We start from the raw sequence: 24912 nt of genomic DNA, 5'->3' as shown, positions 1-24912 counted from the left end.
GGAACGCCTCCTTCACTTATCTATTGGCGCAATTTGGTAACCTACTCACAGTTTGGTTCATTCAACTGATTTTTAACCCTGCTTCTGTATGGAATGTAGCAGTATTTCTTGCTAGATATTGTCTTTTGCATGGCAATACGTTATATTAGGATAGTTAGATAACCTAATTATATGAAAAGAGTGAACTTATGCCGCCAAAACAAAGTAAGCGGGACACCATCCAGCAGCCTCTTCCTCGTCTGGGACCAGAACCTTATCTGGAGTTAATGGATCAAACTGCCCTTGCAGAAACGGATCGGCAACTTGCCCGTATTGGTCTCTTTTTGCTATGGACCAGTGATAATACGCTCGACGCAATAGATTTGGATCTGGCTGCTTACGGCCTGACAGAGAGTAAGCTAGATTTATTGTTGCTGTTGACACTGCACCAATCCCAAGCTCAGATGAGCCCTTCTATGATAGCCGACCGTCTGGGAATTCGTCGTGCATCTGTTACATCTCTCCTGGACTGGACAGAGCAACGAGGCTGGATTATCAGAGAACATAGTTCTACAGATCGGCGCAAAATTCATGTACGCATTACAGAAGCGGGTTCTCACCTTGTACAGCAAGTGCTTCCTGTATTTTGGTCTTCCTGTGCTTCCCTAGCAAGTATTTTGGAGCCCGAGGAGCAGATCGTTTTTTTGCGAATTATAGAAAAAATCCATCATCATATGGAAGATAAACTGGGGGTGGGCAGGTAATTTTTTTTTGAACATATAATTAGGTTATCTAATATATTTAATTGTTTATATTTATAAATTACTTATTTGAAGATTAAGGAGTGTTCTATTGATGAGTAAATTACGAACAAATGATAGCGTTATACAGAAGGAAAATGTTGCTCTCCCTTATGCATGGATGATTGTAATCCTATGCTGGTCAGCGGTTGCCGTGATGTCCAGCCTGTATGTAACGATCCCTTTGGTCCCTCTCTTTGCTAAAGTATTTGGAAAAACGCTAGCTGAAGCAGCTCTGCCGGGAAGTATCTTTTCCTTAGGATTTGCGGCGGGATGTCTTATTTATGGAGGATTGTCTGACCGCTTTGGACGCAAGCAGGTTATCGTTGCCGGACTGCTCGCATTGACGATCCTTTCGTTATCTCTCGGCTTAACCAATCAGTATTCTGTATTAGTTGTGCTTCGCTTGCTGCAGGGTTTGGCGGCAGCTACCTTTTCCCCCGTTGCTCTCGCATACGCCGTAGATATGTTTCCGACTGAAAAACGGGTAACGGCTATCGGCTTTATCAGCACTGGTTTTCTAGTGGCAGGTATTGCCGGACAGGTATTTAGTATTGTTATCAGCGAACAAACCGGATGGAATATGGTATTTCAGATGCTAGGTATTGTGTACGGAATCACCTTCCTGATCGTTCTTTTTTTCCTGCCTAAAGCTCCCTCTCCGCAACGAGGGGTTCGCATTTGGGCAGCCTTCGGTCAGTTGGGGACCGTTCTGCGTTCGTATCCTTTATGGTTAAGCTACACGATCGCTTTTGTTCTTCTGATGTCATTTGTGAGCATGTATACGGTTTTGGGAAGCTACCTTGGCAGTCCCGAATTTAGCCTGAATAGCACACAGATGCTATATGTCAGATCCGCTGGCATCATCGGCATGCTTCTCTCACCCTTCGCCGGAAAACTGGCCCTGAAATTCGGTGTTCACCTTTTATTACGTGTAGCTCTTCTTCTTTCCATTCTCAGCTTGGCGCTGATGGGGATGACGCATTCTCTAATATCTATCGTGGTATTAAGTGTATGTTTTGTCAGCGGCATTGCCCTGAGTGTCCCTTCACTTATTGCAATAGTTGGCCAGCTCAGCGGTACCGCAAGGGCCATAGCCGTCTCACTGTATACCTTCATTCTGTTTGCCGGTACAAGTCTAGCACCTATGCTTTCCATTCGTTTGATGGGAAATGGCGGCAATCAGATGACTACGTTTATGCTGCTGGCGGCAGTTCTGTCTGTGGGATTTATCGCTTCTCTCCTGATCCATCAGAACAATCCGCTGAAGCGGGACGCATAAACTAAAACCGAACTTAAAAGTTACCTATAGTGCCACTGCGCAGTCGGATGGTACTTCCCATCGCCACCGCCCCCGGATTTCTAGAATAAAACCTATGAATAGGGTAAAAATCCGGGGACAAAAGCGACCGCTACGCTTGTACAGCACCATTCCGCCTACTCCGTTTTCATGTTAATTTTTCGAGTTTGGCTTATACAGCATCCTGTTTTCATTCGAAAAAACTCCTATTTATCAGGCATATTCATCTAAACCATGTGATATATGTCATTGTATTTTCTTCACAAATAAAAACTCTCTCTTTGGAGACATATGCAGAATGAGGTACAATACAGATAAGCTATGTATGATATTATGGAAAATTTTTGAATAGGAGGCTGTACCGAGCTATGAAGATAACATCTATCGAGCCAACTCCCAGTCCGAACACCATGATGCTGCATCTGGATGAGCGACTGGAAGCGGGTATCCGCAGAACATATACACGAGACAATGAGCGCTCCGCTCCCCCATTTATCCGGCGTATGCTGGCGATTGAAGGGGTCAAAAGCGTGTTTCACACGACCGATTTTGTAGCCCTTGACCGTAAAGGAAATGCGGATTGGTCTACTATTCTGGGTCAAGTCCGGGATCAGCTAGGCGAGGAAGGTGCTGACGCAAACTGGGATTTACCGGAGGAAACCTCTGGGGAAGCGTTTGGCGAAGCACAGGTTTTTGTACAATTTTTCCGCGGTCTTCCCATGCAGATTAGGGTTAAAGCAGGACAGCAGGAGGAACGAATTTCCTTGTCCGACCGCTTCGTGCAAGCCGTTACCCGCGTGGCAAGTGCAACACTGATCAAAGAACGCAAGCTGAGTGATTACGGCATCCGTTACGGTGAACTGCCGGATATTGCCCGCGAGGTTGAGCAGGAATTAGAGGCAGCCTTTCCGCAGGATCGGCTGGAACAAATTATCCAGCAGGCGATTGCCCACGGCGCGGACAACAGCGAATTCGTGGAGGAACGCCGCGAGTGGAGTGATGCCGAGCTGAAGCAGGCCCTCCAACACGAGGACTGGCGCACACGCTACGCTGCGCTGGATCGGCTGGAGCCGACGCTTGAGCATTTGCCTCTGATCCGGCAAGCGCTGCATGACGACAAAATGCAGCTGCGTAGGCTGGGAGTCGTCTATCTGGGCGATATTCGTACACCGGAGGCGATGGAATTGCTGTTCGAGGCGCTGCGCGATCCTTCCGCGGCAGTACGCCGCACCGCTGGCGACACGTTATCGGACATTGGTGATCCCGCCGCTACCAACGCTATGATCGGAGCCTTATCCGACAGTAGCAAGCTGGTTCGCTGGCGTGCAGCCCGTTTTCTATACGAGGTTGGAACCGAGGATGCGCGTGATGCACTGGAGAAGGCTGTCGATGACCCTGAATTTGAGGTCAGTTTGCAAGCTAAAATGGCGCTGGAGCGCATCGAATCAGGCGAACAAGCCGCAGGTACGGTGTGGCAGCAAATGGCCAAGCGGAACTCCTGATTTAAGATTCAATAAATGGATTCCAAAAAATTGTCGATTGTCAGAAAGTGTACAGGTACGATATACTATAGTTCACTATACAATATAATATCATGTCATACACCTCATCAACCTGTTTTATGATGAGGTAGAGGTCGCGGATGTAATCAGTACACTGGAGGAGACGACAAGAGCCGTCTGAGATTCCAGTAGAAAGGTACACCCGCCGAAGTATGCGGAGCCGACTCTTTGTAAATACTCCGTATGCTGGGGCTGCTAACCGAAAGGAGCAGAACTGTCACGCGATGTCCTAACACAGACACGTGTGTTGAGCTATCTTGTTATAGAAGAAGGTATGGTGCGGAATGCATAGACAAGACCGCAGGCGTATTCCCTGCGGTCTTTTGATTTATATACTCCCCCTCCTTCTGGCTCTTGCCCTGACATGAAATACAATTTCATGAAGGAGTGTTTGAACGTGCAACACAAAGCAACATCTGACGCAACCTTGCGGAAAAGTCTCAAAGCCCGTCATATGACGATGATCGCCCTCGGCGGCTCTATCGGAACAGGGCTGTTCCTCGCCAGTGGAGGCGCGGTCGCCGAAGCTGGACCCGGCGGTGCCCTGCTGGCTTACGCAGCAGTTGGCCTTATGGTCTACTTCTTAATGACCAGCCTCGGTGAGCTGGCTACGTTTATGCCTGAATCCGGCTCTTTTAATACCTATGCAGGTCGCTTCGTCGATCCGGCTTTTGGTTTTGCCATGGGCTGGAACTTCTGGTACAACTGGGCAGTGACAATTGCTGCCGAATTGGCAGCAGCGACCGTGCTAATCAAATACTGGTTCCCGGAAAGCCACTCTGCCTGGTGGAGTCTGTTATTCTTGGCCATAATCTTCTTGCTGAATGCATTGACGGTCAAAGGCTACGGTGAGTCCGAATACTGGTTTGCGATGATTAAAATTGTGACTGTAATCATCTTTTTGGCCGTAGGGGTGCTGATGATTTTCGGCATCATGGGTGGTCCTGCGGTTGGCTTTGCCAACTTCACGGTAGGAGATGCCCCGTTCCATGGTGGATTCTTCGCTGTATTGGGCGTATTTATGGCTGCGGGCTTTTCCTTTCAGGGAACCGAGCTGATTGGGGTAGCCGCTGGCGAAAGCGAAAATCCGCGTGACAATGTGCCACGTGCCATCCGTCAAATCTTCTGGCGTATCTTGTTCTTTTATATTCTCGCGATTCTCGTTATTGGTTTGATCATTCCATATACGAATCCGAATCTGCTGCGGGGAGATATCAGTGATATCGGAGTCAGTCCGTTCACGCTCGTATTTGAAAAAGCAGGGCTTGCCATTGCTGCCTCGGTCATGAATGCCGTTATTTTGACTTCCGTATTGTCAGCAGGCAACTCGGGTATGTATGCAGCGACTCGGGTACTGTACGCTTTGGCGCGGGAAGGCAAGGCTCCCCGTTTCCTTGGGCGTATCAATCGACGTGGTATTCCTATGAATGCACTTCTGATCACGACTGCTGTTGGTATGCTTGCTTTTCTCGCCTCCTTGTACGGAGACGGTGTAGTCTATAACTGGCTGCTCAATGCCTCTGGAATGTGCGGATTTATTACGTGGGTCGGTATTGCCGTCAGCCACTATCGTTTCCGCCGTGCCTTTACTGCACAGGGTCACAGTCTGAGTGAGCTTCCCTACAAAGCCCGCTGGTTCCCGTTCGGACCGTTGTTTGCCTTTGCTCTATGTATCATTGTCATTATCGGGCAAGGGACAGATGCCTTCACTGGACAGGAGATTGACTGGAAAACGATGATCGCTACGTATATGAGTGTGCCGCTGTTCCTTCTGCTGTGGCTTGGCTACAAATGGATCAAACGTACTAAAATCGTTCCGCTAAAAGAATGTGATTTGAGTTCAAATCCGTCTTCGGATAAATAATAGAACACAGTGATAAAAAGCCCGTCTCCACATATCAGGGAAAACACGCTGGTACACCTGGTCCCAAGACCATTATCCGCATGTTCCCCTGTATATGCCCGGAGACGGGCTTTTTCTTTTTCTGTTTATTTGGAAGAAGCAGCTACTTCAGCTGATAAAGACATAGATAAGGCACGACGACTAAAAATACCGTATATGACAGCAATCATCGTTAGCACTGCTGAAAACAAGTACAAATTAACAATACCCAGATGATCTGCAATCCAGCCCATTAAAAGCAGCGAAATACAAAACGTCAGGCTTGTCAGCGTAGCCTGGGCGGACAGCACCTTGGGCAAATCATGTACCGACACACTCATTTGCATCATCGTGCGGCGGGAGACGACCGACATTTCCGCAGGTAGTCCCATCAACAGCACGATAAGCAGCGTTAGTGGCGGTAATGTGTTCAGTGCATACCAAGCCGTCAGCAGCCCGTAGCCTGCCATCCCCACCAGCATAGCGGGCAGCAGTCTGCGCTGCAAATGCTTGACGCAGGCAAGGACTATGATGCCACCACCAATCGCACCTGCAAAATACGCCGCATTAATGTATCCCCACCATGCCTCGCTCTTGTGCAAGACCTGCTGAGCGAAGGCAAGCGTGAACGCGCCTACCCAAACTGATCCCCCCAGCAGGTCAATCATATCCATAAAAATAAGAGCCTTCAGTCTGTGACTGGCTCCGATGAGACTCCAGCCTTCACGCAGTATTTCTTTTTTACGTTTAGGAGGCACCGCTGTGCTCTCTGATTCCGGACCATACAGCTTATCTTCCAACTGCGCTGGAGGCAAGTCATGTTGCCCTTGTCCCGGCTCGGTTACAACCTCAGAAGCCAAGACATCCCCATTTTGTACCCTTGTTCCAGGCTGAAGCAAATAATGAGCTTTGCCCTCTAGGGGATCTCGAATCAAGCTGGTGAAGATCAGCGCTATCAAATACAGACCGCCAGCCACCAGCAATGTTTTCTCCGAGCCCAGCATAGCTACGAGCACACCACTAAGCCCCCACCCTGCTAATTGCACCGTCTGATCACTGACCGATACCAGACTGTTTGCCCGCATGAGTCCTTCCCCAGAAGCAAGGCGGGGAATCAGTGCATTGCGCGCAGGGGTGGTCCAGCCGTCCAGAAAGGACATGGCAGTCACCAGCGCAAACACAATTACCCACATAGGCTCTGTGCCCGCTGACCACAAGTGGCCCAGCAGAATGGCGAAGAAAGCCAGTTGTCCAAACTGGGAAACGAATAAAATAAAAGGAAGCTGGAATCGGGCCAAAATGAGCGGTGCTAAAAAGCCGCTGATCATCTGCGCCCCCATCCGCAGCAACGGAACGAGCACCGAAGAGAAGATCGAGTCTGTTTCATGAAAGACCAAAGACACAAGTGCCATAATGTAAAGAATGTCGGCCGCATTGGACATCGTCTGCGTGCCAAGCAAATAGGTAAAGGAACGCTTGTGCATATAAATTAGAATACTCCTTTGATAATGTGGCTTTTTTACAGCCGAATAATTAAGTCCATTTCAGGGTTACCCTAAGATTGCCGGTACTTCCGAGATCCGTAATCTGATAGGAAATGGATTTTAAGCCGAGTTGGTACAAGGACTGTAAATCCTCCTTAAGACTTCGTTCCGTACCTTGATAGCCAAAAGTAATTGACGTTTCTCCCTTAGTTATCATCTTCCGAACCTGTTCCTTGATGTCAGCTGATGATTTAACCAGTCCCTTGCCGTCTTGCAATGGATATTCCAGGTTATTGTACAGTTTTTGATACACGGCAGCCTTTGCTCCTCCGGCAGCTATCAATGCCGATAAGGTTTCGCGGTACGATGTGTTCGCCTGAGGATATTGTTTAACCCACGAATGATCCCGCCGCATTTCTGAATCCGTCAGCAGATAATATGAAGTGCTTACCTCGTTCGCGCGATCGGGGGTCGGGTCATCCCATGTCGTATCCATGTGATACCATCGGCCATCTAATAAAACAAGATTCCATGCATGCAACTGCCCTCCTGCTCTACCTTCCACAATCCGATTTGTAATCCCTGCTCGTTCGAGCATTTTATAAGCCAACAGCGAATAACCCTGACAGACCGTGCTTCCCGTTTTCAGACCATCATAGGCTGTGTACTTTTGCTGTGCTTCATCATACTTCAGGCGAACGACGATCCAATCATGGATGGCCTTCACCTTTTCATGATCCGTCATTCCCTTCGTAATGATATCCCCCAGCACAGCTTGCACTGTGCTATCCACATATGCCGTCTGTTCCTTCGTTTCCCGGTAGCTTAAACGAATCGTAACCTGGGCGGAGGTGGTTGTGCCTGTATAGCTGAATGCGTAGCTTTTGATCGTATAATTCACATACGGATCGCTCTCCATCGCCTGTTGGATGGCTGTCTGTAACTGCTGCTTGAGACCGTTCACTCGCCCTTGATATGTAAAGGTCAGCGTTTCACTCCGCGTAGCCATTGCCTGTAAAAGCTTGTTTTGAAGCTGCTGCGATGATACGGAGGGAGTCGGCTTGACCGACGCCGCATACACATTGTTGCCCCACTCTACAGCCTGCGGCAGCAACACAGCCAGCGCTGCACCTGCAACCAGACATTTTACAAGCCTAACCCCGATTTTTCTGTTCATACAGAGCGTTCCTGCCCTTCTTAGCATAGTTGTAAACAGCTCTATCTTACCATAAAAACAGTTGCCCCAAACGCTCTAGTTTTGTCGGTTATAGACGAGTAAGCGTGCAGTTCAAAGCAGGTTATGACACTTTACTCTGTTATATAACAGAGACGGATAACCATAAACATGTCGTTCGCAGAGAAATTTATCACAGCAATCTAGTACTCCTCATGATATGGTACTGGCATCGGAAGTAAATGATATTGATTCTCATTCTAGATCAGAAAGGCTGAGCACCATGGCAGAATGTATCTCACTCCTTCGTACACCATTAGGTCAGACTGTGCGTTTGCAATCTCTTGCCCCTCTTCACCCCTCATTGCGCCGCCGTTTAACAGACATGGGCATCAACGAAGGCTCCATTATACGCTTAAAAAAGATCAGTTTATTGGGCGGCCCGATCGTCATTGAATGCAACGGCCAGTTAGTCGGCCTCCGTCAAAATCAAGTGAAGCAACTGGAGGTCGTTCCGACATGGACATGATCGCTCTTTTCGGTAATCCCAATACAGGAAAAACCTCATTATTCAACAAGTTGACTCGTACGTATGCAGAAGTAGGAAACTGGTCCGGCGTCACTGTGGAAAAGAAAACAGGAATCCTGCGTGACAAGTCTGCCGTATTGGTGGATTTGCCGGGTGCCTACTCTTTACTCCCTCTGTCGCTGGATGAAGGCGTCGCAACCCGTTATTTGCTGGAAGAACCGCCTGCGGCGCTAATTAACATCGTGGATGCCTCCCAGCTTCAGCGCAATCTATATTTGACCGTACAATTATTGGAATACGGCCGTCCGCTTGTACTCGGCTTAAACATGACCGATGTAGCCGATGCCACCGGTCTTCGGGTAAACAAGGAACTGTTGGCTGATCAATTGAACGTTCCCATTATTCCGATGGTGGCACGTACAGGTAGTGGAAGTAAGCAAATGCTTGCTTCCCTTCGAGAGGTCAGACATACATCCAATGCTTTTCAACTGGATTACGGCCCTGCTGTCGAAGCTGCTATTGCGGATATTTGCAGCTTGCTGCCGCATACATCTGTGCCTCAGCTCCGCTGGGCTGCACTGCAATGTCTGGAAAACAATCCGGTCGTCATGGAATGGATGACGAATGAGACACTGCGTGAACAAGTAACTGCACGCATCCAGCGCTGCGAGGAAGAGCTTCTCAGGGAAGGGTATAACAGCACCCCTGCTCAACATATTCGTTTTGTAAGAACAGCATGGATTGCTGAGCTGTGCACCAAGGCAGTTGACACATCCAAACTCAGACCGCACAGCCTGACTGATAAACTGGATGCACTGCTAACTCATCGGTACTTGGGGATTCCGATCTTTTTACTGTTAATGTACGCTACCTTTAAGTTTACCTTCGATTGGGCGGGTACCATTCTTTCAGATATGCTGGATGAATTTTTTTCAGGGACACTCAGCAACTGGATTACTGAATTACTCGTTCACTTGAACGCGTCCGCTTTTACGCAAAGTCTAGTCGTGGACGGCATCGTGGCTGGGGTCGGCGGTGTGCTTGTTTTTCTGCCTCAAATTGCTATTTTATTTCTGATTATCTCGGTGATCGAAGACTCCGGCTACATGGCACGGGTCACAATACTCATGGATCGCTTGATGCAAGCCGTGGGCTTGAACGGAAAAAGCTTCATTCCCTTCATCATCGGATTTGGCTGTAATGTTCCGGCAATTATGGCAGCGCGCACCATAGAACAACCAAGAGAACGCCTCATTACAACGTTGCTGGTACCCTTTATGTCATGCTCGGCCCGCTTGCCAGTCTATGCGTTGTTTGCAGGTGTGTTTTTCCCGTCACATGCGGCGAGCATTATCATGCTGATGTATGTGTTAGGGATCACCGTATCGCTTATACTTGCCAAAATTTTTTCCAAAGTATCTATTTTATCAGGTGAGCCCTCCCTCTTTATCGTAGAGCTCCCTCCCTATCGGGTGCCGCAGGCTCTTACATTATTTCGCAGCACGTGGGAGAAGGTCAAAGGCTTCGTCCGTAAAGCCGGAACGATTATTCTTGCAGGCTCTGTAGGCATCTGGCTCTTGTCCAATTTCGGTCCGCAGGGCTTCGGCGTAGAAATGGATGACAGCCTGCTCGCTACGATTGGAGGATGGTTTGCACCTCTATTGGCTCCTCTTGGTTTTGGCACCTGGCAAGCAGGCGCGTCTCTGCTCACAGGCTTTATGGCCAAAGAGGTTATCGTCTCAACGATGAATATCATTTATCATGTTCCCGATATGCAGGGATTGGAACTGCAAGTCAGTCATGCTTTTACATCGCTTGCCTCATTTAGCTTTATGGTGTTCATTCTGTTGTATGTGCCGTGTCTGGCTACAGTAGCGGTTATTCGCAAGGAGACACTCTCCTGGCGCTGGACCGCATTTTCTGTGATCTATCCTTTGACCGTGGCATATATCATCGCCGTCTTGATCTATCAGTGTGGCAGATTATTAGGTTGGGGTTAAGTCAGACCCTAGAGTATATAAAAGGAAGTGGATTCCATGGTCAATATCATTATTTTATTGGTGATCCTCGGTTACAGTGCGTGGGTGCTGGTAAGATTTTTGCGAAAAAGCCGCCAAGGCGCCTGTGCTGGCTGTTCATCGAGCAAGTCATGCCCAGGCTGTGCCGTGAGCTCGGTGAATGAAGGTCATGCAAAAATGAAGAAAAGTGTTTAATCCAAAACTTATCATCCATGAAATAAGCGGCTTCGGGGATTCCTACACCCGAAGCCGCTTCTCATTTACGTTCAAAGTTCACTGTATTACCGATAGACCGCCAATTGCTCACTTAGCTCCCGTGTGTGTAGATAAACTTCACGGTATAGCTCATATAAGCCTTCATACTGTGCCACACGTTCCGGATTTGGCGTATATCTTGCTGCTTCACGCAGAAAAGCTTCAGCGCACGCCTGCAGCGATTCAAACCACCCGCTACCATAAGCAGCCAGCATAGCCGCTCCCAAGGCAGGACCCTGCTCACTTTCCAGCTTGACGATATCCGCGTTAAAAATATCGGCCTGCATTTGCAGCCATGCCTCATTACGCGCACCGCCGCCAATGGAAATCACTTCATTCACCGTTTTGCCCGTGCCTCTGAGAATATCAATGGATTCCTTGAGCGAAAACGTAATTCCCTCCAGCACTGCTCGTGTAAAATGCGGAAGCTTATGCCCTGCATCCATCCCGATAAAGCTGCCTCGAATAGCTGCATCCGGATGAGGGGTACGTTCGCCCACGATATAAGGCGTGAACAACAGCCCTCGGCTGCCCGGCTCGATCGAGTTTATATCCTCCAACAGTGCGTCAAAAGAATGTTCCGGCGCAAAGGTATCCTTAAACCAGGTCAAGCTATATCCTGCCGCGAGTGTAACCCCCATGATATAATAAGCATCCTGCTCACTATGATTAAAAAAATGTGCCCGTCCCTGAACGTCGATATCCTTGCGTTCCTCATAGGAAAGCACAACTCCTGAGGTGCCGATACTGCACAAGGTGCGGCCTTCGCTCAAAATGCCGGCACCAATCGCGCCACATGCGTTGTCTGCTCCACCTGCATAGACCTTGGTTTCAGACGAAAGCCCGCTCTGCTCCGCAATCTCCGGCAATAGTGTACCCGTCTGGTCAAAGGATTCCACCAGCGGCGGGAACAGCGACAACGGCAGATCAAACGCAGCTGCGATCTCTTCGCTCCACTGCTTGTTCGCGATGTCTAGCAGCAGCGTGCCTGCCGCATCCGAATACTCCATCGCCAACTCTCCTGTGAGACAGTAGCGCACATAATCTTTGGGTAGCATAAAATGGGCCGCACGAGCCAGCACGTCTGGCTCATGCTCCTGCACCCACAGCAGCTTGGGTAGCGTGAAGCCTTCCAGCGCGCGGTTGCGCGCGATACTTAGCAGCGCTGGCCCGAGCTGTTCTTCAATACGGCGGCATTGTGCCGTTGTGCGCGTGTCATTCCACAGAATAGCTGGACGAAGCACTTGGCCTTCCTTGTCAGTCAGCACAAGCCCGTGCATCTGCCCCGAAAAGCTGATGCCGTCCACAGCATCTGTTCCGGCGATTCCGGCCTTCTCTACAAGCTCTTTCAACGATGCTAACGTCCCACGCACCCAGTCTTCAGGCTGCTGTTCGCTATACCCTGCTTTCGGCTGATGAAGAGGATAGGACTGAGAGGTTTCATAAGCCACCTGCCCCTTACGGTTGACCAGCACCGTTTTGACCGCACTGGTACCCAAATCCACTCCGATGACATAGCGCTCCAGCTCCTGTTTTAGCTTCTCCTGCATTGGAGTTCCTCCTTCCCTGTGATCGTACGGCCCTTATTCATATATAAATTCCGGCATTAATCAGCCAAAATGTATTGATTCAATGTTGCTTTCAGATATTCCTGACGACCGGACACGTTTTTGCGTGGTGCTTCGTTCGCCAGAGCATATTCAGCCAGGGAAGCAAGCGTTGCTTTTCCGGATACAATGTCTGCTCCAATGCCTTCTTTAAAGCTACTGTACCGCTTCTCAATAAAGTCCTCAAACACACGATCCTCGATCAGTTTGGCGGCTACCTTCAACCCTTTCGCATACGTATCCATACCTGCGATGTGCGCGAGGAACAAATCTTCTGGCTCAAACGATGCTCTGCGCACCTTGGCATCAAAGTTGATACCGCCACGGCCTAATCCTTCATTTTGCAGTACTTCATACATGGTTAGTGTGGCATCATACAGATCAACCGGGAATTCGTCCGTATCCCAGCCCAGCAGCAAATCACCTTGGTTGGCATCCAGGGAACCCAACATGCCGTTAACCCGTGCTACACGTACTTCATGATCAAAAGTATGGCCCGCCAAAGTGGCATGGTTAGCTTCCAGATTAAGCTTGAAATGCTGATCCAGATCATATTTTTGCAGGAAGGCAATCGTCGTCGCCGCATCAAAATCATACTGATGCTTGGTTGGCTCCTTCGGTTTTGGCTCAATCAGGAATTGAGCGTCAAAGCCGATTTCACGCGCGTAGTCCACCGCCATATGGAACATCCGTCCCAGATTGTCCTGTTCCAACTTCAAATCTGTATTCAGCAGTGTTTCATAGCCTTCACGGCCTCCCCAGAATACGTAGTTATCTGCGCCCAGACGTTTGCCCACTTCCAGTCCTTTTTTAATTTGAGCAGCTGCGTGTGCGTATACATCTGCATTGCAAGTCGTCGCAGCTCCATGCAAATAACGTGGATGGCTAAACATGTTCGCCGTGTTCCACAGCAGCTTTTTCCCCGTAGCCTTCATGTGCTCCTCAATCAGATCCACGATGGTATCCAGATTGCTGTAAAATTCCTTCAGTGACGCGCCTTCAGGAGCAATATCCACATCGTGGAAGGCGAAATAAGGTAAATTCAGTTTATCCAGCAGCTCAAAGGCAGCTTCCACACGTGCCTTCGCCAAATCAAGTCCGGTAAACTTGGACCATGGGCGTTCCGCAGTCTCTACTCCAAAAGGATCAGAGCCGCCTGCAACCAGCGTATGCCAATAGGCCATACTAAAACGCAAATGCTCCTCCATCGTTTTTCCCGCTACCATTTCCTGAGGATTATAAAATTTGAACGCAAAAGGATTATCAGATTGCTTGCCCTCAAAGTTAATTTTGGATACTTGTTCGAAATAAGCCATTATAAGTTCCTCCTTTGTAGTAAACGTTTACAAAAACGATTCTAGCACAGCCAAGAAACTTTGTCTATTGCTTAAACTAAGTTTATTTTTATGATATAATAAAGGGAATTACATCAACAGGAAGTGAAAATAACCATGAATGTTACTGGCGATCAGGCGCTTGTCAAAAAGCTGAATAAATCCATTGTATTGGAGCGAATCCGCCTTCATGCCCCTCTATCCCGGGCACAGTTATCCAGTCAAACCGGATTAAACAAGGCCACCGTGTCCAACCTGGTTGCAGAGCTGATCACCGATGGATTGGTGTATGAGACGGGATTAGGAGAATCCAGCGGTGGGCGCAAACCTTTAATGCTGCTGTTCAACAACCGTGCAGGCTTTGTACTCGGTATCGAGGTTAGTGTACAGTACATCAAGGGTGCTTTGACCGATCTGGCAGGTACCATTGAAACAGAGCTTACCCTTTCTCTAACCCAGCATGATCCTGACTTTGTCATCGAACAAATTCGTAAGCTCGTTCAGAAGCTCATGCAGGTCACCCCTCCCTCCCCTCACGGTATTGTCGGCATTGGGTTGGGGGTACCAGGTATGGTGGATGAAACCGGAAATGTTTTATTCGCACCCAATCTGGGCTGGGAAGAGGTTCCGCTGCGGCAGCAGCTGGAGACAGAGCTGGGTCTTCCCATAGTGGTGGATAATGAGGCCAACGTCGGTGCACAAGGCGAATTGTACTATGGTATGGACGCCGATCATCGGCAGCTGGTGCGGGATCTGGTCTACATCAGTGCAGGCTCCGGGATCGGGGCCGGAATTATCATTGATGGCAAGCCGTATCAAGGGGCTTGGGGATACGCGGGCGAGAGCGGGCATATGTCCATTGACTGGAATGGGCGCCTCTGCTCCTGCGGCAGCCGAGGCTGCTGGGAGCTGTATGCTTCGGAGAAGGCGTATGTAGCATCCACCTTGAAGCTGCCCGCACATAATACAGCGGGATTATTACCGTTTGCCCAGCAAGGTGATGTTAGTACATTAAGCGTCCTTGGTGAAATCGGGCGATATTTGGGTGTGGGTATTACCAACATTGTGAACAGCCTCAACCCTGGCATGCTTATCATTGGCGGTCCACTCGCGGAAGCCAGACCTTGGTTGGAGCAAAGTATGCGTAAAGTGATTGACGAACGTGCCCTGCCCTATCACCGCCGGCAACTACAGATTCGTTTCTCCACGCTTGGCAGCCGTTCGACGATGCTAGGTGCCGCCTATGCGGCAACAGCTCCTTTTCTCGGGCGTGTACGTGTATCTTTATAAAAAAAGCGTACAGGAACACTCAGGTTCCTGTACGCTTTTTTTGCTTAGGATTTTGCAAAATCCGTTATCTGCTGTTAGGTTGGATTAAGCGTTCAACACTTTTTCAAACTTGGTTTTGTTCATACCGGAAATACGTTCTTCTCCGATCAAAGTCAATGGAACAGCGCGAATGCCCATATCCCAAACCTCTTGCGCAAAAGCTTCATTGGTTTCAATGTTGCGTTCTTCGTATTCGACACCTTTTTCAGCCAGGTAGCTTTTTACTTGACGGCAATGCGGACAGTTTGTAGATGTGTAAACTATTGCTTTTTCCATGAATATCACCTCATCATTTATTTTGTTACATTATATTTATTCATACTTCCAAATATCATTACAGGGCCAGTGCGCTGTGCTCCAGACTTTCGATGTATTTCTCGCTGTCCATAGCAGCCATACAACCACTACCTGCTGCCGTAATCGCTTGTCTGTAGCGTGTATCCTGTACGTCGCCACAAGCGAATACGCCAGGCACGTTTGTTTCGGAGGTACCCGGATTGACGACGATATAACCGTTCGCATCCGTTGTAATTTGTCCTTCGAGGAAGCCTGTATTCGGATGATGACCAATTGCCACGAATACGCCGCTCACTGTAATGATTTCCTCTTCACCTGTTGCGTTGTTTAGCACTTTCAAGCCAGTTACTCCGTTTTCGTCTGCAACTACTTCGACAGGAGTACGATTGAGCGCCCATTCAATTTTGCTGTTCGCACGAGCACGATCCTGCATAATTTTAGAAGCTCTCAATTCTTCACGACGATGTACCAACGTTACTTTGGAAGCAAAGCGAGTCAGGAAATTAGCTTCTTCCAGTGCAGAGTCCCCACCGCCGATAACAACGATTTCTTTGCCGCGGAAGAAGAACCCGTCACAGGTAGCGCAAGTGCTCACGCCGCGTCCGATATTATCTTGTTCACCGGGTATCCCCAGGTATTTGGCAGTCGCCCCTGTGGAAATAATCAGCGTATCGGTAACCAGTTCACCCAAACCTTCTACATCCAGTGTAAATGGACGAGCAGTTGTGTCTACCTTGTTCACCCAGCCTGTGCGGAATTCAGCGCCAAAACGCTCCGCTTGCTTACGCATATTATCCATCAAATCAGGTCCCATGATTCCTTCAGGAAAGCCTGGAAAATTCTCAACTTCTGTAGTCGTGGTTAATTGCCCACCTGGCTGTGGTCCCTCGATTACCAGCGGGTTCATATTAGCACGTGCGAGGTAAATAGCGGCGGTCAAACCGGCAGGGCCGGTACCTATAATAATGGACTTGTACATATCTTGGTTCCTCCTAAAATATCATAAGTATTATATAGCGAGTTTTCGGTACCGGGCGCTGGGCTACTGCATATACTCTAAAAGTAGTGCTGACAGAAGCTCATCCCAAAAAGTGGACACCCGGATATTGTAAAAAACGAATCACTTGTTTTGTAGCTTCTTATGACTTAGACTGATTCTAAATCCTAATTTCATTATGCGGAAAGAGCTGTAAACAGTCAAATGAAGTTTTCATGAAGCGAAGTTTAAAGATAAATGAGGTATGGAGGGATTATCCCGATTATGAATGACGTTTTCGTAGGTAGCTTAATTTCTGCCCTGTCCACCGGACTCGGCGCCGTACCTATATTGTTTATGCGTAATATCACGCATCGGCTTCGCGATGTTCTGCTGGCTTATGCCGCAGGAATTATGACCTCTGCATCCGTGTATAACCTGATTCCAGAAGCGATCCATCATTCCAATTGGTTCGTGTTGACTGCGGGAATTTTGCTTGGTTGCCTCGTATTACTGGTGATGGAAATGTATATCCCCCATGCCGATTTGGAGGACCCGGATTCCAAAACTTTTCAATTGGAGTCCAAATCTTTTCTCATTATTGCAGCTATTACGTTGCACAACTTGCCGGAAGGGCTCTCTGTTGGGGTCAGCTACGCGAGTGAGACTCAGAATCTAGGCAATCTCATTGCCTTCTCTATCGGTCTGCAAAATGCCCCTGAAGGCTTTATTGTAGCGTTATTCCTTGTGAATCAAAACATCGGTCGTTTCAAGGCATTGGGCATTGCTACCCTAACGGGAGCTGTGGAAATCATCACCAGTCTAATCGGCTTTTATTTAAGCAGCTGGGTGAACGGACTGGTGCCGTATGGCCTTGCTTTTGCCGCCGGGGCTATGATGTTTATTGTCTACAAGGAACTGATTCCCGAAAGTCACGGGGACGGTAACCAGCGGATCGCGACATTCTCTTTTATTCTTGGCTTGATTACGATGATCGGGCTAACCGAATGGCTATAGCCGCGCAGCACAAAAAGGCTGCTTTTCTGCCTGTAATTCAGACAGAAAAGCAGCCTTTTTGTCATGTTCAAATGATGGGACCTCATTTTTTTTGGTTCATGGAACGCAGTGCTTCACGGTACTGTTCGTCCTTACTTTTGGAAGTCCCTTTCTTCCCATTGGATCTTGGGGAACCTCCATCCTTTTCTCCGTCCTTTCCAGCAAAACCACGCAAAGCTGCACGATAATCCTGATCCCCGTAAGCACCTTCTATGTTCTTGCGATCTTTTTCTACCTTCATATCCGTTTGGATATCAGGCAACTTCTGATGCTCCTTGGCACGATGTTCTTCAACTTCGGAATCCTTAGGCGGCATCTCTCCGTTATGTTCCGCTAATTCATGCGCCTTGGGTTCCACTTGCACAGGATAAGGACGTTTACTTCTTTGCCGGGATTCCTCTTGGCTGGGGCGATTCTTGGCCGAGGACTTGCGCGTCATCTTTGTGTTAAATACCAGCAAAAAGATCAAGGCAACCACAGCTACTGCGATAAAAGCAATGGTCATCGGCGGCCTCCTATTCTCTTTCAGCGCTACGGTACCGTCCCGCCATCTCAGCAACCCGTTTGCCCAAAGAGCGACCTAACGCAAGATCATCGTCCGTTGGAAGGTTGGGCGGTCCATCGGGGTCTGTCTCCACCGGACATGTTACCCCTACACCGTAATAGGAGCCGTAGAGCGCATTTTCCGTGATGCTAGCGGGCAGGCCTACAATAATCATGCCTTGATGAAGCATAGGAGTAATCAAATTCAAAAGCGTTGATTCCAATCCACCATGAACGGTAGCAGTTGTGCAAAATACTGCACCGATTTTGTCCACCAGCTTGCCCTGCGCCCACAAATATCCGAGCTTGTCAATCCAGCTCTTCAGACCGCTGCTGATGGTACCAAAATGACCCGGGCACCCCCATATGATCGCATCCGCGCTTACTAGCTCATTCACATCGGCCTCATTAACATGCTTTAGCGCCACTTCTGTGTGATCTAGACGTGCGCCTTCTGCGATCGAGCGAGCGAGACGTTCGGTATGTCCATTTTCACTGTCATATACAATCATGATTCTGGTCGTCATTATGCGCATCATCCTTTATCAGCATGATCATCCTTTTTGCATACGCTCTTAACCTTTCCCAGAATCCATCTGAATATTATGAATCGTTTGACGCATACTTTGAACATCCAAAAACACTAAGGAGGCATGCACAATATGAATTCGCGCGCCATATTAGTTAATCTGCTAGTAATTATTATTATTCTGGCAGGAGGTGGAGCCGCCGCCTATTACTACAATCAATCCGCCAACTACATAAAAACCGACAATGCACAAGTGAGCGGACAAGCAGTTACTGTTGCCTCTCCAAGCGGAGGAAAGCTCACGGGCTGGAACGCTGAAGTTGGTAAAACGTACACCGCTGGCAGCTCGCTTGGTAGTGTAGAGGGAGGCGGAAGCCGGATCAGCGTTACGATCCCGACTGACGGTACCATCGTACAGCAAACTGCAGTCAACAACTCAGTTGTCGGGGCGGGCACACCTTTAGCGAAAGCATTTGATCTGAACAATCTTTGGATTACTGCCAATATAGACGAAACGGCTGTGCAGGATCTCCAAGTAGGCCAGACCGTAGATGTGTATATTGATGCTTACCCAGATACATCCCTGACCGGTAAACTCGAAAAGATCGGTCTGGCAACCGCATCCACCTTTTCACTGCTGCCCACCTCCAATACCACTGCCAACTATACCAAGGTGACGCAGGTCGTGCCTGTCAACATTTCCATTCAAGGTTACAAGGGCCTAGGTATTATCCCGGGAATGAGTGCAACAATCAGAGTTCACAAGTAGGAGGCTGTCATGGATCAAAAAATGTCCGTCGGACGCATTCTGTCCGTGCTACTGCTAGGCGCCTTCATTTCGATTTTGAATCAAACGCTGCTTAACGTGGCTATTCCACACTTGATGAATGACTTCAATGTATCTGCCACAACCGTTCAATGGTTATCCACCGGATATATGCTAACAAACGGAATTTTGATTCCTATCACTGCTTTTCTGATTGAGTCATTCGGAACACGTGCACTGTTCATCTCCGCGATGGGGTTATTTACTGCCGGGTCTGTCGTCTGTGCTGCCAGTACCGGCTTTGCGCCTATGCTGGTTGGACGTGTTATCCAGGCCAGCGGAGCAGGCATCATCATGCCTGTGGTCATGAACGTTTTCCTGACTGTATTTCCTCCCGAAAAACGGGGCGCTGCTATGGGGACCATGGGGATCGCTATGATGTTTGCTCCGGCGGTAGGACCCACTTTATCTGGCTGGATTGTAGAGCACTACAGTTGGCGGCTGCTATTTTTGTTAGTAATTCCGCTGGCAATCATTGATATTCTGTTTGCTGTGCGCTGGCTCAAAAATGTGTCCAAGCTGACAAAACCACATTTTGATCTGCTGGGAACCATTTTTTCGACCCTTGGTTTTGGTCTTCTGTTGTATGGCTTTAGTTCAGCCGGAGACAAGGGCTGGAGCAGCAATACGGTAATACTCTCGCTCGCTTTTGGAATCGTGTTTATTGTGTTTTTTGTCGTGCGTGAGCTGAACATGCTGGAGCCTATGCTGGAATTCCGTGTATTTAAATACGATATTTTTACGGTATCTACGCTGGTTGGGGCTACCGTCAATATGACCATGTTCGGCGGGATGCTGCTGCTACCGATCTATTTGCAAAATATACGCGGTTTTACTCCGCTGCAATCGGGTCTGCTGCTGTTGCCAGGTGCGCTGCTGATGGGTGTGATGTCACCGATATCAGGGGCAGTATTCGATCGTATTGGCGCGAGACCGTTGGCGATCATCGGGCTAATCATTACGGCAATCACGACATGGGAATTCAGTCTGCTGACCGATGCCACCACCTACGGACATATTATGATCATCTATACGATTCGCAGCTTCGGGATGTCATTGCTGATGATGTCCGTTCAGACGGAAGGACTCAACCAGCTGCCTCCACATCTCGGCAGCCATGGTACTGCCATGTCCAATACAGTACGGCAAATCGCCGGATCTATCGGTACCGCTTGGCTCATTACTGTAATGAGCAGCCGGACTACGGTTCATATGGCAGATTATGCGAATGTCGCTACCACAGCCAATGCCTCTGTAACGGAAGGCGTATCACAACTGGGACAAACCCTCGCACAAACAGCGGGTATTTCTACGGAAAGCGGCTCTGCACTCGCGATACAACAGGTATACGGAAGGGCTGTTACAGAATCGACGATCCATGGTATTAATGATGCCTTCATCATTGCAACCGGAATTGCGCTGGCGGGATTACTGTTTTCCCTGTTCTTGCGGCGGTCTACACCGCGTCGTAGATAGGCGCACTGCAATCGTGATTTAGAGGTATGAGATTGAACTACCCTTGAAATACAAAAAAAAGACTGACACTGCTAAAGAAGGAGCATTCAATCCCCCTTGCATGTAAGAGGGTTGAATGCTCCTGACTGTTTGTAATGTTATGTTTGTGAATTGGTTTATAGTCTTATGATCGCAATAAGCGCAGGCCGTTCAAAATGACAAGCAGTGTGCTACCTTCATGCCCAATGACCCCGAATGGCAGGGCTATATTTTGCACAAAATTACTAATCACCAGCAGCACAATGACACTTACCGCGAAGATCATATTTTGTTTGACCACTCGCTGCGCCTTGCGCGCCAGTGCTATCGTCGGAGCAATCTCCTCGATTCCGTCGTTCATTAGCACCACATCTGCAACCTCCAGGGCTGCTCCGCTGCCATGCATCCCCATGCCCAGCCCTACAGTAGCTGCAGTCAAAGCCGGAGCATCATTCACACCGTCGCCGACCATAACGACATGCCCGTATTGCTCTCGCAGCATGCGAATATGACTGACTTTGTCCTCCGGCATTAAGCCAGCATATACGGCGTCGACTCCAGCCTGCGCCGCGATCACTGCAGCCGTTTCCGGGCGGTCTCCAGTCAGCATGACGACCCGGATACCCTGCGCTTGCAGGCGTTTCACGGATTCTCGTGCCTGTGGACGCAACTCGTCACGCAGCGCCAGCATCCCGGCAATCCGATCATCCGCAAGAATGATGGATACAGTTTTGCCCTCGGCTTCCAGTCGGGCTCGACTCTCCACCCACTCTGGCCCAGCCAGAAGACCAGGTTCATCCAGTACATTCGTGCGACCGATTCTCCATTTCACCCCACCTATGATGCCTTCCATTCCCCATCCGGTAAGAGCCTGCACTTGCTCGGCTGTGAGAAGCTCTCTCTGTTCCAATTCAGCTTCGGCTTTGGCTACAATCGCTCGTGCCAGCGGATGTAAGGAATAGCTTTCGATTGTCGCGACAATATGCAATAGCTCATCAGCATCGTAATCTGGGGCGGTGATCCAGTCCGTGACCACGGGTGAGCCCTTCGTTAACGTGCCCGTTTTGTCAAAAGCAACGACAGATGTCAATGCCATATTCTCCACATGCGCGCCACCTTTGAACAGAATGCCCCGCCGGGCACGGTTGGAAATGGCCGATAGCATCACTGGCATAATGGATGACACGAGCGCACAAGGTGAGGCCACGACAAGGAACACCATCGCCTTGTAAAACGCCGCTGCCCATGTCCAGCCCAATAGAATGGGCGCACCTACAATGACGATCAACGTGACGGCAACAACAATTCGGGCGTATACCGATTCGAATGTTTTAATAAACCGCTGGGAATCGGGAACTTCAGTCCGGGCCTCTTCTACCATACGAATAATTTTTGAAAATAAAGTATCTTCTGAGGATTGGCTGACCTCCACATATAGCACGCCTTCTCCATTGATGGTGCCTGCATATACTTCGTCACCTGCCATCTTGTTTACCGGAACAGATTCCCCGGTAATGGATGCCTGATTCACTGCCGACACACCTTTGGAGACTCGACCGTCCGCCGGAATTAGTTCGCCGGGCTTAACCAGCAGCAGGTCGCCTGGCAACAGCTGCTCAATGCCAACCGTTTCTGTTCCCTCGTGAGACAAACGCAAAGCCGTTTCCGGCTTCAGCGCCATGAGCTCGGAAATATCCTTACTACTACGCTCCGTGGTATAGCTCTCCAGCGCACCGCTGAGTGCAAAAATAAAGATCAGCATGGCTCCTTCATTCCAGTAGCCAATGGCCGCAGCTCCTAAAGACGCAGCGATCATGAGCAAATTAACATCCAGATCATGTTCTCGGATCAGGGTTTCAATCCCTTCTCTGGCTTTGGACCAGCCTCCAAGGGCATAAGACACCACATAGAGAATGACGGATAGCCATTGCCACCAATGTGAGACCCCCCATGCCATCAGCATTAGTATTCCACTGCCTAGAGCAGCCTGCATCTCCTTATTTTTCAGCATGCTTTTGAGCTGAAATTGCGGCTTGCGATTTGGACCGGGGCGTCCGCTGCCACTGTTTTTTGAAAGTGCTCGGTTAGAGGGAGACAATGTATCTTGTAGTCGTTGAACTGCTTGCATCATGTCACGTTCCTTTCCATTTTTTGTTCCTTGTACTTGCATTTCATTGAGAATGATATCCATTGTTAAGTGCCCTAAAATAGCACATGCTGCTTCGGGAAGCCCGAAGCAGCATGTTTGGCAATGAGAATGATAATCATTTTTGCATCTATACAATTATTTTGGCTTAGAGAAACTTTTGTTTTATTATATACCCTTTCTTTTCCGCTTGTAAACTGCTAATAGCCTAAATAAAAAGATACCCGCGTAAACAACGCAGGTATCCTCAATATTTCAAAGCGTTCTATCACATAAATTCTTCAAGGCTAAAGTGGAAACTTCCACGCATGGGTGTGTGCAGTTTCTGAAGTGTGTTGCCGATTGGCTTGCTGTTGCAGCCTCCAACGCGCAGCCGCAAGACGTACAGTAGGAACTGCTGGGTCTGAGCAAATGACCCCCGTTAGCTCGTTCTCCCAGATCCAATTCCTATCTAGGAAATGGTGAATTTTATCTATCGCCACCCATATAGGAACCTCAGGCTTTACACGCCGAACAGCTTCCATTATGCGTTTTATCGTATCATTAGCATTCTCATGCCCATCAGCAACAGATGGAATCAACGGATCCCCAGCTCTGATACCATCAGATGGAGCTGGTAAAACTTCTAAAATGACCGTATCGGCAAAGCGTGCCAAATCTGCGGCTTGAGCCGCCTGCTTGGTCTGTCGTGCGCTCACTTCGGACATGTCATCGGCGTTGTCCGACTTCTCCGACCGTGCGGATTCCTCATCCCCTATTTGACCTGCATTAGGCACCAAACTTGTATCAACCGTCAAAAGTACACCTACCCGATATGGAACGCACCGCAGGCGGCCACATAACGTTTGCTCGGCAACGCCGTCAATCCAGTCTCGGATGGTCTGGAACTGGTTTACGTCAGTAGGATTGCGCACCATAATCTCCAGCCGTGGTTCACCTCCCTGTCGCATGCTTCGCAACGCTGCACGCAGTAGGGCCTCCAACTGCATATCTTGCAGGCTTCCAATGCCCACTGCATTGTTCTGCTCAGTCAAAGCTATAGTCAACGGCAATCCGTCCAGCAACTCAAACAAGCCCTCGTACTCTGTTTCCAGCAGGCCAATGATTCGTCGGGACAGGTACTCACACAATCCAGGCAAACCAGATGCTTTATTAAATGTTGTGTACGTCTCTGATGCACGGGAACCGGGGGCAAGGATGGGATCGGGCTCCCCAGCAAGGGCATGAATCTTTTGTCCAGACTCTGCCGCGTCCAAATAGGCATAGCATAATTCCCTCACGCGGCCGGATGCCAGTGACAATGGACCATGCAGAAGGCTATAACCGTCAAGATCGCGTATTCCTGTACTTTTACGACTCATACTTGCAGGAGCATCAGCATAAAGCCGTATGGAGGTGTCGCTGTATTCATCGCTCCATTTTAGTAGTGTGTCCATGGCTTGCTCTGTATCATTGCCGTTATTCAGCATCGATTCTCCAAGTAATTCCGGGTTTACAGCCAGCAATGCCTCCGCTCGACTGATTGCACCCTGCTCGGCTAAACCAACCAGCCAGCCCAATGGATCTTCCTCCTGTGCAGCAGATACTTGATGGCTTCCTGCTCTTAGCGTCTCCATAGCCAATCTCCGTGCAGCAGACTCCTTACCTGGCTCTGGAACGTTGCAATCCCTGCTGTTTATGCCACCCAACAGCTCTGCGAATACATGCATCAGTTTAGCCTCCATGCTATTAATCCATCCTTTCTTTCGTCAGCAAGGTGGCACACACGAATTCGAGTACCCCTCCAAATAAA

General features: G+C 49.0%; 21 protein-coding genes and 1 riboswitch. Of the genes, 11 read left to right on the top strand and 10 right to left on the bottom strand.

Features of this window, described 5'->3' with window-relative positions:
- Positions 1-188: 188 nt before the first annotated feature.
- The 4 genes from ACXHJ2_RS02165 (at position 189) to ACXHJ2_RS02150 (ending at position 5505) form a co-directional block, all read left to right on the top strand.
- A complete protein-coding gene (locus ACXHJ2_RS02165) occupies positions 189-743 on the top strand; it encodes a MarR family winged helix-turn-helix transcriptional regulator (RefSeq protein ID WP_165082533.1) in 555 nt (184 codons plus the stop codon).
- 91 nt (positions 744-834) lie between these two features.
- Positions 835-2061 (top strand): MFS transporter, encoded by a 1227-nt coding sequence (locus ACXHJ2_RS02160; protein WP_165082534.1) that lies wholly within the window; start codon positions 835-837, stop codon positions 2059-2061.
- 386 nt (positions 2062-2447) lie between these two features.
- On the top strand, positions 2448-3581 hold the full coding sequence (locus ACXHJ2_RS02155) for a virulence factor (protein WP_165082535.1): 1134 nt from the start codon (positions 2448-2450) through the stop codon (positions 3579-3581).
- Between the two features lie 120 nt (positions 3582-3701).
- Positions 3702-3904: riboswitch (Lysine riboswitch) on the top strand.
- Positions 3905-4038: 134 nt separating this feature from the next.
- A complete protein-coding gene (locus ACXHJ2_RS02150; protein ID WP_013373076.1) occupies positions 4039-5505 on the top strand; it encodes an amino acid permease in 1467 nt (488 codons plus the stop codon).
- 125 nt (positions 5506-5630) lie between these two features.
- On the opposite strand, the gene ACXHJ2_RS02145 is transcribed toward ACXHJ2_RS02150, so the two are convergent.
- Positions 5631-7007, bottom strand: coding sequence for an MFS transporter (locus ACXHJ2_RS02145; protein ID WP_165082536.1), 1377 nt, complete (start codon positions 7005-7007; stop codon positions 5631-5633).
- Between the two features lie 49 nt (positions 7008-7056).
- Positions 7057-8184 carry a transglutaminase domain-containing protein gene (locus tag ACXHJ2_RS02140; protein WP_013373078.1) on the bottom strand — a complete coding sequence of 376 codons (1128 nt, stop codon included), beginning with the start codon at positions 8182-8184 and terminating at the stop codon, positions 7057-7059.
- A gap of 217 nt (positions 8185-8401) precedes the next feature.
- On the opposite strand from ACXHJ2_RS02140, the gene ACXHJ2_RS02135 reads away from it, so the two are divergent.
- From ACXHJ2_RS02135 to ACXHJ2_RS02125, 3 genes are read left to right on the top strand one after another with little or no spacing between them, the layout of a single operon-like run.
- Positions 8402-8710: a FeoA family protein gene (locus ACXHJ2_RS02135; protein ID WP_238791542.1), complete on the top strand. Its 309-nt coding sequence runs from the start codon at positions 8402-8404 to the stop codon at positions 8708-8710.
- Positions 8701-10710 (top strand): ferrous iron transport protein B, encoded by a 2010-nt coding sequence (feoB, locus tag ACXHJ2_RS02130; protein ID WP_165082537.1) that lies wholly within the window; start codon positions 8701-8703, stop codon positions 10708-10710. Before ACXHJ2_RS02135 ends, feoB begins: the two co-directional genes overlap by 10 nt.
- Positions 10711-10746: 36 nt before the next feature.
- Positions 10747-10923 (top strand): FeoB-associated Cys-rich membrane protein, encoded by a 177-nt coding sequence (locus ACXHJ2_RS02125; RefSeq protein WP_090738214.1) that lies wholly within the window; start codon positions 10747-10749, stop codon positions 10921-10923.
- An 86-nt stretch (positions 10924-11009) separates the two neighbouring features.
- On the opposite strand, the gene xylB is transcribed toward ACXHJ2_RS02125, so the two are convergent.
- Positions 11010-12533, bottom strand: a complete 1524-nt coding sequence (xylB, locus tag ACXHJ2_RS02120; RefSeq protein ID WP_165082538.1) for a xylulokinase — start codon at positions 12531-12533, stop codon at positions 11010-11012.
- A 56-nt stretch (positions 12534-12589) separates the two neighbouring features.
- A complete protein-coding gene (gene xylA / locus ACXHJ2_RS02115; RefSeq protein WP_165082539.1) occupies positions 12590-13906 on the bottom strand; it encodes a xylose isomerase in 1317 nt (438 codons plus the stop codon).
- Between the two features lie 135 nt (positions 13907-14041).
- On the opposite strand from xylA, the gene ACXHJ2_RS02110 reads away from it, so the two are divergent.
- Complete coding sequence (locus ACXHJ2_RS02110; RefSeq protein ID WP_165082541.1) at positions 14042-15214, top strand: ROK family transcriptional regulator; 1173 nt, start codon at positions 14042-14044, stop codon at positions 15212-15214.
- An 84-nt stretch (positions 15215-15298) separates the two neighbouring features.
- Here ACXHJ2_RS02110 and ACXHJ2_RS02105 read toward each other — a convergent pair whose 3' ends face one another.
- Positions 15299-15529: a glutaredoxin family protein gene (locus ACXHJ2_RS02105; protein ID WP_013373091.1), complete on the bottom strand. Its 231-nt coding sequence runs from the start codon at positions 15527-15529 to the stop codon at positions 15299-15301.
- 58 nt (positions 15530-15587) lie between these two features.
- Positions 15588-16529, bottom strand: coding sequence for a thioredoxin-disulfide reductase (trxB, locus tag ACXHJ2_RS02100; protein WP_016820315.1), 942 nt, complete (start codon positions 16527-16529; stop codon positions 15588-15590).
- A 282-nt stretch (positions 16530-16811) separates the two neighbouring features.
- Here trxB and ACXHJ2_RS02095 point away from each other — a divergent pair, with 282 nt between their 5' ends.
- Entirely contained in the window at positions 16812-17543 is a 732-nt protein-coding gene (locus ACXHJ2_RS02095; protein ID WP_040102862.1) for a ZIP family metal transporter, read from the top strand.
- 82 nt (positions 17544-17625) lie between these two features.
- Here the strand turns inward: ACXHJ2_RS02095 and ACXHJ2_RS02090 are convergent, their stop codons facing one another.
- Together ACXHJ2_RS02090 and ACXHJ2_RS02085 are read right to left on the bottom strand one after the other, a co-directional pair.
- Complete coding sequence (locus ACXHJ2_RS02090) at positions 17626-18087, bottom strand: hypothetical protein (RefSeq protein ID WP_090738208.1); 462 nt, start codon at positions 18085-18087, stop codon at positions 17626-17628.
- Between the two features lie 10 nt (positions 18088-18097).
- Positions 18098-18652 carry an NAD(P)H-dependent oxidoreductase gene (locus tag ACXHJ2_RS02085; protein ID WP_165082543.1) on the bottom strand — a complete coding sequence of 185 codons (555 nt, stop codon included), beginning with the start codon at positions 18650-18652 and terminating at the stop codon, positions 18098-18100.
- A gap of 135 nt (positions 18653-18787) precedes the next feature.
- Here ACXHJ2_RS02085 and ACXHJ2_RS02080 point away from each other — a divergent pair, with 135 nt between their 5' ends.
- A complete protein-coding gene (locus ACXHJ2_RS02080) occupies positions 18788-19423 on the top strand; it encodes an HlyD family secretion protein (protein WP_013373097.1) in 636 nt (211 codons plus the stop codon).
- A gap of 9 nt (positions 19424-19432) precedes the next feature.
- The gene (locus tag ACXHJ2_RS02075) at positions 19433-20956 is read left to right on the top strand and encodes a DHA2 family efflux MFS transporter permease subunit (protein ID WP_165082545.1); all 1524 of its coding nucleotides are present in this window, start codon (positions 19433-19435) and stop codon (positions 20954-20956) included.
- 163 nt (positions 20957-21119) lie between these two features.
- On the opposite strand, the gene ACXHJ2_RS02070 is transcribed toward ACXHJ2_RS02075, so the two are convergent.
- The gene (locus ACXHJ2_RS02070) at positions 21120-23102 is read right to left on the bottom strand and encodes a heavy metal translocating P-type ATPase (protein ID WP_342212797.1); all 1983 of its coding nucleotides are present in this window, start codon (positions 23100-23102) and stop codon (positions 21120-21122) included.
- Positions 23103-23407: 305 nt separating this feature from the next.
- Complete coding sequence (locus ACXHJ2_RS02065; protein ID WP_165082549.1) at positions 23408-24844, bottom strand: PEP-utilizing protein; 1437 nt, start codon at positions 24842-24844, stop codon at positions 23408-23410.
- Positions 24845-24912: the final 68 nt, after the last annotated feature.

The sequence above is a fragment of the Paenibacillus sp. ALE3 genome (assembly GCF_054113405.1).
This window is presented reverse-complemented; position numbering and strand designations above follow the sequence as displayed.